Here is a 12085-nt window from a genome sequence, read left to right as displayed (position 1 = left end):
AGAGAAGCGCTCTAGATTTCGTATGAGAGGTGAATCGTGATGAATATGACAAAGCTTGAAACAATTGAAGAGCTTGAAGTCTTAGTAGAAAAGAATGAGCCGTATGTTCTTTTTAAACATAGTACGACATGCCCGATTAGTCACGGTGCATACACAGAATTTCAAGCGTATTGCAGTGAAGAAAGAGAAGTGCCAGCGTATTACTTATACGTACAAGATGCGAGAGATGTGTCAAATCGTGTTGCAGAACAATACAGTATTAGACATGAATCACCGCAAGTGCTATACATAAAAGATGGGATGGTAGTATGGAATACGTCTCATTGGAATATTAAAAAAGATGCTTTAGAAGAGAATATAAAGTAAAAAGAAGCAAGCTAAAGGTGCTTGCTTCTTTTTTTTGTTTTTGTTGAAATATATTTAGTGGTACACTATTAATAGTTCAAACTAAATAACTAGATTGTTGAAAGTAGGTTTTAAGTAATGAAGAAAATGGCATTATCCTTCGCAGTCGTAAGTTTATTACTGGGAGCTTGTAGTAACAATAGTAATACGATTAGTAAGAAGGATGAAGTTATACAAAAAGATACAAAAGAAAAAAGTATGATTCCGAGAACTGCTGTTTCTAAAGATTATTATAGAACTGTTATTCCTTTAAAAGAACAAAAGGTTATAAATACAGCTAATATAAAAACAAATTCTAAATTAGATTTAGCAGAGTATGAAAATGGTTTAATAAATATTGCAACGCAGCAATTTGATACAGAGAGTCACGTACTGCAATTAAATCAGTATATTCCAGAGAAACTAATTGATGAACTAGTTGCGAAAGTAGAAGCGCCAGTTTTGACGAATATTATAGAACAAGACTATTTCGGAAAACAGAATTCAAATGAATTAAGTTTATCTGGTGTTATGATTGGCCTAGCTATGTCTTCAAGTGTATCTAATGAAGAAGCTATGTCTAAAGGATCTGAAGTTGCTAAACAACTTATTGAAGCTATTAACAAAAATGATAAATATAACAAATCTCCAATTACGTTTGCTATCTTTAAGCAAGAAAGTACTAGTTCTTTAAAAAATGGTACGTATATCGCTAGTGCTACTGTTCAAAAGAATGATACGAACCTTGGAAATTGGAGTACAATTGATGAAAAGTCGTATTCATATCCTTCTGATGAATTTACACAAGCACATGGAGAAGATAATACAAAAATAACTAACTTTGCTAAGGAAATAAAAGGTTTTTCTACTGGAGATTTTATTCCAGTCAACGCAAAAGTTTCTTATAAGAAAGATCAAATGGATACATTAAATATGAATATTGTTATTAAATATAACGGTAAAACAGAATTAATGGCTCTTACCCAATTGGCTGCTCAAGGTATGTTGGACAAATTGCCTAAAGATGCGAAAGTACAATTACAGATTAAGTCCGAGAGTAAAATTGAGGCCGTTATTATAAAAGAGAAAAACAGTGATAAACCGTTTGTTTCCTTCTTGTAAAAAAGACAGTATGTAAACTGTCTTTTTTTTATTTTAAATGAAAATATACAACGTTTTTTGATGGTAATTCATTGCTGTATATCGTGTGACAATCGTATATGTATCAGCTATGATAAGTTATCTTAAAAAAATAATATATAGGAATTTGAAAGAGGTGGTTTTCTTATGACATCACAACAACTAGGTCGTTTACGTTCTGAAATTGATCAACTTAATTTACAAATATTAGAGTTACTAAACGAAAGAGGTCGTCTCGTACAAGAAGTTGGTACTTTAAAAGAAGTATAAGGTGTGAAACGTTTTGATCCTGTACGTGAAAGAAATATGCTGGATTTAATTGTAGAGAATAATAATGGTCCATTTGAAACTTCGACTTTACAACATATTTTCAAACAAATTTTTCAAGCTGGTTTAGAGTTACAAGAAGAAGATCATCGTAAAGCACTACTTGTGTCTTGTAAGAAAAAAATAGAAGATACGATTGTTGAAATTAATGCGTGGTGGTGCGTTCAAGCCACATACTTCACCGTATGATTTTCAAGGTCTTGGATTAGCAGGATTACAAATTTTACGCCGAGTAGCAGATGAATATGATTTGGCTGTTATTAGTGAAATTTTAAATCCAAATGATATTGAGATGTCATTAGATTACGTTGATGTTATTCAAATTGGAGCTCGCAATATGCAAAACTTTGATTTGCTAAGGGCAGCCGGTGCTGTAAATAAACCAGTATTATTAAAACGTGGTCTATCAGCAACGATTGAAGAATTCATTAATGCGGCAGAATATATTATGGCAAAGGGAAATGGGAACATTATTTTATGTGAACGAGGTATTCGCACGTATGAAAGAGTGACGCGTAAGACGCTTGATATTTCCGCTGTACCGATTTTAAAGAAAGAAACACATTTACCTGTTGTTGTCGATGTAACGCATTCTACAGGGCGACGTGACCTTCTCTTATCAACTGCAAAAGCAGCGATGGCAATTGGTGCAGACGCAATTATGGCTGAAGTACATCCAAATCCCGCTGTAGCTTTATCAGATGCGGCGCAGCAAATGAATATTCCGCAGTTCAATGATTTTATGAATGAATTAAAATTATTTGGAAGCAAATTATAAAAACTTTTAATGAGCTGTTCCAATAAGGCGTTTTGGGGCATCTGTATAGAGACTGTCATTGTCGATTTTTGTTGGTAAGTTGATATATTTAAAAAAGCGCTGATATAATTAGAGTTGTGGTAGATATATTTGGAAAATCGCTGATATATTTCGAGTTACGGTTCATATATTCGAAAAATCGTCGATATAAATTTCATTTACTATCGTACCGCTTAAAATAAGATTTCTACTTAGGAAACATCTATTTTTTTACAAAAAATGCTCTTTTTTCATAAAAAATACGAAAATACGAGAAAAGAAGCGAATTTTTTCGAAACTTTTGCGGGAAAATATTGTATGAGCCTGCGTTTTTATCGTATCATTAGTAAAAGGAAGAACTCGGGACGATTGGTGGCATCTGCAAATAGAGTTGATGTCTTTTTTTCATTCAAGTAACCGATACATAAAAATAGATAACAAAAATAGAAGGAGTGTGCGATGAGATGAACGTAACAATCTATGATGTAGCGCGCGAAGCGAACGTTTCAATGGCTACCGTATCACGCGTTGTGAACGGTAACCCAAATGTAAAGCCTACAACAAGAAAGAAAGTATTAGAAGCAATTGATCGTTTAGGATACCGCCCAAATGCGGTAGCACGTGGACTAGCAAGTAAGAAGACAACTACAGTAGGTGTTATTATTCCTGATATCTCAAATACGTTTTATGCAGAACTTGCACGTGGAATTGAAGATATCGCAACAATGTACAAATATAACATCATTTTAAGTAACTCTGACCAAAACAAAGAGAAAGAGTTCCATTTATTAAATACGATGCTTGGAAAACAAGTGGACGGAATTGTTTTCATGGGTGAAGATATTACAGACATTCACATTGAAGAATTTAAAAAATCTCCAGTACCAATTGTATTAGCAGCGTCATTCGATGAGCAAAATGAAACGCCATCAGTAAATATTGATTATACACAAGCAGCTTACGATGCAATGAAGCACTTTATTGAGCAAGGACATAAGCGTATCGGTTTCGTCTCTGGTCCATTCATTGATAAAGCGGGAAGCGCGAAGAAGTTACAAGGTTATAAAAAAGCTTTAGAAGAAGAAGGTATTTCATATGATGAAAATCTTGTAATCGATGGAGATTACACATATGACTCAGGTATCGAAGCATTCGAAAAGCTTTGGAGCAATGATGAAAAGCCAACAGCAATCTTCGTATCTTCTGATGAAATGGCACTAGGTGTAATCCATGCAGCACAAGACGCTGGATTAAACGTACCAACTGATGTAGAAGTACTTGGTTTCGATAATACACGCCTTGCATTAATGGTTCGTCCGCAACTTTCAACAGTTGTACAACCGATGTATGATATCGGTGCAGTAGCAATGCGTCTATTAACAAAGTATATGAACAAAGAAAAAGTGGAAGATCACACTGTCATCTTACCTCACCGTATCCAATTTAGAGATTCAACGAAGTAAGTATAAAAAAGCTCACAGCGATTGCTGTGAGCTTTTATTCATATTCAGGATAATATTTTTCAATTACTGTATCTACAGTTTCATTTTTCTTAACGTGTAAAAATCTTGCGTACAATTCTTTTCCAGTTTCAAATGGCGTATCGTCTAATTCAAACACATGTAACACTTTTCGGAACGTCCATGTGATTTGCTCATCATACATATTATCGTATGTGTGCTCCGATTGTATAGCTATCTTTTCACCTAGTTCATGAGCTTCTTCTAAACTGTTTGCTTTAACAAGAATAATACTTTCTTCAAAAAGTGTATCGTGATTCTCTTCATAATGCTCATCAATTTTCGTAGGATCAGGTTGACCAGAATGAACAGACTCAAACAATAATTTTACAGCGTACATATTATGCTGCATGTTTCACTTTATAAATCATACTTGCGACAAGCGAAGCAGGTATTGTAAATACGTTACTTTGATAATGGTAATGTACTTGGGATTCTTCATAAGACATGTTGTCATATAGTTCGTTTTGTGAGACACTCATTTTTTTCTGTTTTTCTTTGAGCATTTTAATGTAGTTGTACTGTATTGGGACGAGAATGATGAAATAAGCTAATACGATTAGTGAAATCCAAATCATTATGAACACTCCCTTACAAAGAATATTTGTATATGGTAATTATATCAATTTATATGAAAAATATCCATATTTTCCTAGTGGTCAATTTCCTTTCCAAAATGCAAAAAGTTCTTCAGGACTTCGTAAATTATGTTCAAGGCATGTTTGGGCAGTGCGTTTAAAGCTTTGTATTAATTGTTCTAACCTAGAAGGATCATATTGTTTCACATTGCCAGTAATAATAGTTTCATCTTTGTCTAAGTTAAGTGATACTTTTAGCAAAGTTAAATTTGTTTCTATTTGTACAACTTCCATGTAAAAAAACTTTTTGTCTAAGTCAATTGTAATATAATCATATCGCTCTACTTGTTTAAAGTATCCTACAATATTATCTTCCAATTGAAATCCTCCCTAGTATATCGCTTATTTGGAATATTTCTCTATAGATTGTATGATTCCTTGTTATATGTCACATAAGTGCAAATTTAACTATTATAGGGCAATGTCATGTATAATAGAAGAAAAGGCTTGTGAGGGGGGAGAAGAGATGATCGTTCTTTGGATAATTACGCTTTGTATGACTGCTATTTTTGCATATATGACGTTAAAACAAAATGGCTTAAAGCGATTTGTTCCAGGAAGTATTCTTGCAGGAATTGCCCTTATCACGTATGTAATTTCTATTTTTATTGAAAGTGTATCAGTAGATATGAGCACGAGTTTAATGTTTATTGGTATTACACTATTTGCAGGTAGCATTATGGTACTTATGGTTGCTGGTATTATTTTATTTATTCATATGAATTCGGAAACGTTATAGCATATAGAAAAGGCATGCCCCTTGGGACATGCCTTTTTATCCGTTCAATTATGCTCTATCTTTAGAAGAATTTTGTTGCTTTAATAAGTCGCGAATTTCGCCAAGAAGTTCTTCTTCTTTTGTTGGTTCTGGAAGTTCTTCCTCTTTTTCTTCTTCTCTTTTAGATGTTAGTTTGTTGAAAACTTTAACAAACATAAAGATAGCAGCTGCAATAATTAAGAAATCAAAAATAGTTTGGATGAAGTTACCATACATAATAGATGATTTACCGAATGTAATTTTTAAATCTGTAAAGTCAACGCCACCTAATACCATACCAAGTAATGGTGTGATGATATCTTTTACTAAAGAACTAACGATTTTACCGAATGCAGCACCGATTACAACCCCGACAGCTAAATCGATTACATTCCCTTTGAAAGCAAACTTTTTAAACTCGTTCCACATGTGTTAATCCCATCCTTTCCACGATTCATTATGAAATTTATAATTCCTATCAACATATTCTATAGAAATTTACGAGAGAAATAAAGAGGAAATGGGAATGAAAGTAAATTCTGAAAAATGTATCCGTTTTAATTTTTGTTTACATCATCTAGTAAAGATTGTAGCATTTGCTGCGTTTTTAATCCTTCTAATCCATCTACAACAGGCTTTGTATCTCCGTGTACACACTCAATAAAATGATGAACAGCATCTTCAAAACCACGTTGTTTTAACGTTGTATCCCATGATGGGGAACCACTTTGTGAAACTGAGTTTTCCTGTTCAATTTCAAATGTATTCATATTTTTTACGCGAATGATTTTCCCTGGCGTTACAAGTTCAATTTGTTCTAAATTTGTACCGGCATGGCGATGCATTGCAGTAGAAAGTAACAGTCCACTTGGAGTTGTATATGTATGATGTCCGTAAAGAAGTTCATTCTTTTCATTGATTTGCATCATATTGTGGACGACGTTAAGGTCATCATTAGCTAACCAGCGAGCAGTATCTACAATGTGTAAATAATCATCTAACATAGTGAAGTCGTACGTATATGGCCCGACTTTATTTGTACGATGCTTTTCAATTCGAATCCATGAAATATCATTAGCCTGTTCTTTGGCAGCGACATACATAGGAACGAATCTGCGATTAAATCCGACCATTAATTTTCGGTTATACTTCTCGCTCAACTCGACTAGTTGCTCAGCTTGTTCCACTGCAGCTGCTAGCGGTTTATCAACATAAACGTCGATTCCTTTTTTCAGAAGTTCAGAAACGATTTCATAATGCGATGCAGTTGAACTATGAACGAAGATTGCATCGCATTCTGAAGCTAACATTTCAATAGAATGAAAGTCTTGAATCCGGTATTGCTGGCAAACTTGTTTTCTTTTCTCCGCGTTAGGTGTAAACGCCCCTACAAAATTCCAATCTGTTTCTTTTGTAAGTGTTGGAAGATAGGCCTTTTGCGCAATACTTCCAAGTCCAATCATCCCAATTTTAGGTTTGTTCATTTTTATTCCCACCCTATTAATATTAATGTAACGGCTTAAATGTAGCATAGGGTGGGGGAGGAAGGCAAAAAATAACTTTTTACTTACGTCCTTCTAACAAAATCTTCTCTATCTCTTCAAAGTGATGAGCGCGAGCATGCTCTAACGGGGTAACACCATCATTGTCTGTAATATTTACATCTGCACCGTGCTCAATAAGAAGGCGAATGACTTGTTGCTGTGTTTCGTTTCCGTTACTTAGTACGATGGCTTCCATTAAAGCTGTCCATCCGAGGTTATTTACATGATTTACATCAATATTTGTTCGAGTGAGGAGTTCTTTTATAACGTCAATATAGCCATGTTCTGAGGCTGGGATAAGAGCTGTTCCACCGTAACGATTTGTAATCGTAGGATCTGCACCAGCATCAATTATTAGCTTTAAAATGTCTAAGTAACCTTCCGCGCCGGCGTATAGAAAGGGATTGTTTTTCATGTCATCTTGGATGTTTACCTCAGCACCAGCTTCGATAAGCGTTTTTGCGGTTTTTACATCATTTTTGTATGTTGCAATCATAAGCGGAGTGCGTCCTTGATTATCCGTCGCATTTATATTTGCGCCTTGTTTTAGTAAAGATATAATAGTATTCGTTTCATTTTTTTCAGTAGCTGCTAGTAGTGCAGTCTCCATGTTTATCATCTCCTTTTTTACTTCTTGTTCTTGCGAGCATCCTTGTAAAAAAATTACGCAACATATCATACTGAATGTTTTTTTGAACATGGAATTTCAACCTCCTAATTTCAACTGTAAAATAGGAACATTAAATTTTTATAAACTGACGCTAAAATTACTATAAAATCGCTTGAGTAATTGAACATATATTTTTATGCTTATAAATAATAAGGTTTGATAAAGTGAGGATTTAAGATATGTCTATTAAAACAAGGTTTTTATTTTCTTATATTGCTGTAATTCTCGTTTCTATTACGCTCATATTAGTCGCGGGATTTTTAATTGTTTTTTCGATAACAGGTGACTTGGAAGCAGTGAAAAATTTCTATAAAAGTTCTTACATTCAAAAGCCGCTTACACCAGAAGAAGAGAATGCCTATCTTGAATTAAAATTAGCGGCAAAGCAACATCAATCTCAATTATTAGATGAATCGTTCGTTTCATCGATTGAAAAAGAAGGCGTGAAAATAATTGTAAGAAAGGGAGAAAACATTTCTTATGCTACAAAGGGTTTTGAAAGTTCGACTTTAACAGAAGCCCTTCCGAAATTTGAAGCGGCAAATATTAATAGTCGTGGTACAACGGAACTAGGCGATACATTTTATCGATATGTAAAATTTGATTTTTATTTTCCAGAGAAAGAAGAAGGGAGTATATTTGTACTAAAAAAGCAAAGTTCATTTGTAGATCTTACACAAAAATTATTTCCAATCTTATTCGTATCGCTTTTACTACTAGCCATTTTACTCATTGGGTTATTAAGTTATCTCGTTTCAAGAAGTGTAATAAAACCAATTTTTGTATTGAAAGGCGCAACAGAGAAAATTAAAGAAGGAAATTTAGATTTTCAAATGCCAGTTACATCGCACGATGAAATAGGTCAATTAAATCAAGGGTTTGAGGAAATGAGGAAGAAGTTAAAAGAATCGATTGAAGTACAAACGCAGTATGAAGAAAATCGAAAAGAACTTATTTCAAACATATCGCATGATTTAAAAACACCGATTACATCTATTATCGGATATGTAGAGGGAATAAAGGATGGGGTAGCAAATACGCCAGAAAAAATGGATAAGTATTTAACGACAATTCATACGAAGGCAAAACATATGGACACACTCATTGATGAGCTCTTTTTGTTTTCGAAGCTCGATTTGAATCGAGTTCCATTCCAATTTGAGACAGTTGAATTAAATACGTTTATGCAAGAATTAATAGAAGAGATGCAGATGGATTTAAGTGAAGAAGGTATAGAAGTTAACTTACAATTACATTCATCGCTATTATATGTAACGGCCGATTGCGAAAAGATAAATAGAGTTATATCAAATTTAATTCATAATAGTGTGAAGTACATGGATAAAGAAGAGAAGAAAATTACTGTAACAGTATCGAGTGATAACAATAAAGTTATTGTGAAAGTGATGGACAATGGATCAGGTATAGAATCTAATACGCTACCGTATATCTTTGAACGTTTTTATCGTGCAGAACAATCGCGGAATTCTAGCACAGGTGGAAGTGGACTTGGTTTAGCAATAGCGAAGCAAATTGTTGAAGAACATGGCGGGGGAATTTGGGCGGAAAGCGAGCTTGGTAAAGGCACAAGCATTTTCTTCTCATTGGAAAAAGTAGAGGAATGTGGTGAGTAAATTGAAAAGAATTTTACTAATAGAAGATGAAGTAAGTATTGCAGAATTACAGCGAGATTATTTAGAAATTAATGATTTCCAAGTTGATGTAGAGCATTCAGGAGAAACAGGTTTACAAATAGCCCTGCAAGAAGACTATGATTTAATTATTTTAGATATTATGCTCCCGAAAATGAACGGATTCGAAATTTGTAAACAAATACGTGCTGTAAAAGATATTCCGATTTTACTTGTTTCAGCAAAAAAAGAAGATATAGATAAAATTCGCGGACTCGGATTAGGAGCGGATGATTATATAACGAAACCGTTTAGTCCAAGCGAATTAGTTGCAAGAGTAAAAGCACATATTGCCCGTTATGAAAGATTATCAGGAAATGTAAGTAAGCAACGTGATACGTTATATATTCACGGAATTTCTATCGATCAACGAGCGAGGAAAGTTTTTATAAACAATGAAGAAGTGGCATTTACAACGAAGGAATTTGATTTATTAACATTCTTTGTCACACATCCAAACCAAGTATTAAATAAAGAACAGTTATTTGAACGCATTTGGGGATTAGATTCCGCTGGTGATTTAGCCACTGTTGTCGTCCACATTAGAAAGCTACGTGAAAAAATTGAAAGAGATCCTGCCCACCCGCAATATATTGAAACCGTGTGGGGAGCTGGTTATCGTTTTAATGTGTAGGAAACCTGCCGAGTTATTGGTAGGTTTTTTTGATCATTTTCTCATTCGCAGGAATGAAGTATACAGTTAAAAATATATCAGCGATTATTAAAATATATCGACTTACCGACAGAAACCGACAATAAATAAAAGGAGGCTATTCAAAAACGAGCCTCCTTTTCGTTTAGTACAAAGATTTTGTCATATTATTCCGAATGATTTCAAGGGATTTCGCTACAGTTAATGCATTTTTTTCTTCAATTTCTGGTTTACGGGGGATAGGTTTATACATGTTGTCTGGATCTTCCCATGTGAGGGGAAGTTCTGTTTCTGCTTGTCCTTTCCAAGCTTCAATCCATTCTGGAGGGAGATAACCTGAGATGTTTTGGATGTTGTTCATTTCGAGCCAAATGAGCGCCCAAGCTCTTGGTACGACACGCCAATGGTCATAGCCGCCACCGCCGACAGCGATCCAGCGACCGTCGCAATATTCATTAGCAATTTCACGAGCGAGCTTCGGTATTTCGCGGTAAATATTCATGGTCGCACAAAGGTGTGTAAGTGGGTCGTAGTAATGTGCGTCAGCACCATTTTGCGTTAAAATAATATCCGGTTTAAAGTATGCTGCAACTTCTTTTACAACAGTTCGATATGACTCTAAGAACGATTCATCTTCTGTAAAAGCATCGAGTGGAACGTTGAAAGAATAACTATAGCCATTGCCTTGTCCGCGTTCATTTACAGCGCCAGTTCCAGGGAATAAATAACGCCCAGTTTCATGTAATGAAATAGTGCATACGTTAGGATCGTCGTAAAAAGACCACTGAACACCATCACCGTGATGAGCGTCTGTATCAATATATAAGACGCGTAAACCGTATTTCTTTTGAATATATTTCATTGCGATAGAACTGTCGTTATAAATACAAAAGCCAGATGCTTTACCACGGAAGCCATGATGTAAGCCGCCTCCTAAGTTAAGCGCGTGTTTTACTTTTCCGGAAAGAACAGCATCGACAGCTGTTAATGTACCACCAACGAGCAATGCGCTTGCTTCGTGCATATTTGGGAACATCGGTGTATCTTCTGTTCCAAGTCCATATGTCATCGCAATTGATTTTTCTAACTTTCCTTCTCCAGCACGTTTTACCGCATTTATGTACTCCTCTGTATGAACGTAGGCAATTTCTTCATCTGTAGCCATCCGTGGTGAGATGATTTGGGAAGGAGAGATGAAACCGCCCTTTTGTAATAAATCATACGTAAGTGTGACGCGCAGTTGGTTAAAAGGATGATCAGGGCTAAATGAATAGCCCCGAAAGTCATCCGAATAAATAAACGCGCTACTCATGATTGCATCCCCATGATGTTCGGCCATAATACGCGGTAGCCTTCTGCTTCAAGTGCATCAATCACTTTTAGAGGATTCATCGTTTGAATGCGGAAAACGAGTACTTTATCATTCTCATCTTTTGCTGGGTAGACGAGAACGCTCACGATATTTATTTGTAAGTCACTAAAAATAGCAACGACTTTTCCAAGAATACCAGGTTCGTTTTTTACTTGAATTTCAATTTGTGAACTTGGTTGATGTGCCCCTGTTAATTTCACTAACGTGTGCAGTACTGTAGATTCAGAAATGATTCCAACTAACTTTCCAGCCTTTGTAACAGGAAGACAGCCAATTTTATTTTCAAAAAATAAAGTAGCAATTTCCTCAACGAAATCGAGAGGATGGCAAGTCATAACAGGATGTTTCATAATAAGTTCAAGCGGTTGCTGTAGCATATCGAGTGAAACTTGTTCATCTAGAATAGACGGACTTGCATCTCTTACATCCCGATCAGAAATAATGCCTACGACGTGATTATTTTGATCGACAATTGGAATGTGCCGAATGCCTTTCGTGCGAATCGTTCGGATTGCTGTTTCGATTGTATCGTTTGGATGTAGTGTAACTACATTTTGATTCATAATTTCTTCTACAATCATTCCAGTTGCCCCC

General features: G+C 35.1%; 14 protein-coding genes and 1 pseudogene. 7 read left to right on the top strand and 8 right to left on the bottom strand.

Going from position 1 to position 12085, the window contains the following annotated elements:
- The first annotated feature begins 39 nt into the window (after positions 1-39).
- From ytxJ to ccpA, 4 genes and pseudogenes are all read left to right on the top strand, one after another.
- On the top strand, positions 40-366 hold the full coding sequence (gene ytxJ, locus MR170_RS04100) for a bacillithiol system redox-active protein YtxJ (protein ID WP_001057469.1): 327 nt from the start codon (positions 40-42) through the stop codon (positions 364-366).
- 117 nt (positions 367-483) lie between these two features.
- On the top strand, positions 484-1506 hold the full coding sequence (locus tag MR170_RS04095; protein WP_016080048.1) for a CamS family sex pheromone protein: 1023 nt from the start codon (positions 484-486) through the stop codon (positions 1504-1506).
- Positions 1507-1671: 165 nt separating this feature from the next.
- Positions 1672-2629 (top strand): annotated as a pseudogene (locus MR170_RS04090) (bifunctional 3-deoxy-7-phosphoheptulonate synthase/chorismate mutase).
- Positions 2630-3111: 482 nt separating this feature from the next.
- Positions 3112-4110, top strand: a complete 999-nt coding sequence (gene ccpA / locus MR170_RS04085; protein WP_001103303.1) for a catabolite control protein A — start codon at positions 3112-3114, stop codon at positions 4108-4110.
- Positions 4111-4144: 34 nt separating this feature from the next.
- On the opposite strand, the gene MR170_RS04080 is transcribed toward ccpA, so the two are convergent.
- The 3 genes from MR170_RS04080 to dhp61 form a co-directional block, all read right to left on the bottom strand.
- Entirely contained in the window at positions 4145-4507 is a 363-nt protein-coding gene (locus tag MR170_RS04080) for a DUF4288 domain-containing protein (RefSeq protein WP_242307305.1), read from the bottom strand.
- 1 nt (position 4508) lies between these two features.
- Positions 4509-4745 (bottom strand): DUF3949 domain-containing protein, encoded by a 237-nt coding sequence (locus MR170_RS04075; protein WP_043935383.1) that lies wholly within the window; start codon positions 4743-4745, stop codon positions 4509-4511.
- Between the two features lie 81 nt (positions 4746-4826).
- Positions 4827-5123, bottom strand: a complete 297-nt coding sequence (gene dhp61, locus MR170_RS04070; protein WP_043935384.1) for a protein Dhp61 — start codon at positions 5121-5123, stop codon at positions 4827-4829.
- 148 nt (positions 5124-5271) lie between these two features.
- Here dhp61 and MR170_RS04065 point away from each other — a divergent pair, with 148 nt between their 5' ends.
- A complete protein-coding gene (locus tag MR170_RS04065) occupies positions 5272-5544 on the top strand; it encodes a DUF3917 domain-containing protein (RefSeq protein WP_000636589.1) in 273 nt (90 codons plus the stop codon).
- 48 nt (positions 5545-5592) lie between these two features.
- Here MR170_RS04065 and mscL read toward each other — a convergent pair whose 3' ends face one another.
- From mscL to MR170_RS04050, 3 genes are all read right to left on the bottom strand, one after another.
- The gene (gene mscL / locus MR170_RS04060; protein WP_000267003.1) at positions 5593-5991 is read right to left on the bottom strand and encodes a large-conductance mechanosensitive channel protein MscL; all 399 of its coding nucleotides are present in this window, start codon (positions 5989-5991) and stop codon (positions 5593-5595) included.
- 128 nt (positions 5992-6119) lie between these two features.
- Positions 6120-7046, bottom strand: a complete 927-nt coding sequence (locus MR170_RS04055; RefSeq protein WP_242307303.1) for a Gfo/Idh/MocA family protein — start codon at positions 7044-7046, stop codon at positions 6120-6122.
- Between the two features lie 79 nt (positions 7047-7125).
- On the bottom strand, positions 7126-7806 hold the full coding sequence (locus tag MR170_RS04050) for an ankyrin repeat domain-containing protein (protein ID WP_242307297.1): 681 nt from the start codon (positions 7804-7806) through the stop codon (positions 7126-7128).
- 149 nt (positions 7807-7955) lie between these two features.
- Here MR170_RS04050 and MR170_RS04045 point away from each other — a divergent pair, with 149 nt between their 5' ends.
- Both MR170_RS04045 and MR170_RS04040 read left to right on the top strand, forming a co-directional pair.
- On the top strand, positions 7956-9410 hold the full coding sequence (locus MR170_RS04045) for a HAMP domain-containing sensor histidine kinase (protein ID WP_242307296.1): 1455 nt from the start codon (positions 7956-7958) through the stop codon (positions 9408-9410).
- 1 nt (position 9411) lies between these two features.
- Positions 9412-10101 (top strand): response regulator transcription factor, encoded by a 690-nt coding sequence (locus MR170_RS04040; protein ID WP_003280338.1) that lies wholly within the window; start codon positions 9412-9414, stop codon positions 10099-10101.
- 163 nt (positions 10102-10264) lie between these two features.
- Here the strand turns inward: MR170_RS04040 and acuC are convergent, their stop codons facing one another.
- Together acuC and MR170_RS04030 are read right to left on the bottom strand one after the other, a co-directional pair.
- Positions 10265-11431, bottom strand: coding sequence for an acetoin utilization protein AcuC (gene acuC, locus MR170_RS04035; protein ID WP_000092823.1), 1167 nt, complete (start codon positions 11429-11431; stop codon positions 10265-10267).
- Positions 11428-12072, bottom strand: a complete 645-nt coding sequence (locus tag MR170_RS04030; protein ID WP_016080058.1) for an acetoin utilization AcuB family protein — start codon at positions 12070-12072, stop codon at positions 11428-11430. Before MR170_RS04030 ends, acuC begins: the two co-directional genes overlap by 4 nt.
- Positions 12073-12085 lie beyond the last annotated feature (13 nt).

The organism is Bacillus cereus group sp. BfR-BA-01524 (assembly GCF_022662595.1).
In the GTDB taxonomy this organism is placed as follows: Bacteria; Bacillota; Bacilli; order Bacillales; family Bacillaceae_G; genus Bacillus_A; species Bacillus_A thuringiensis_S.
This window is presented reverse-complemented; position numbering and strand designations above follow the sequence as displayed.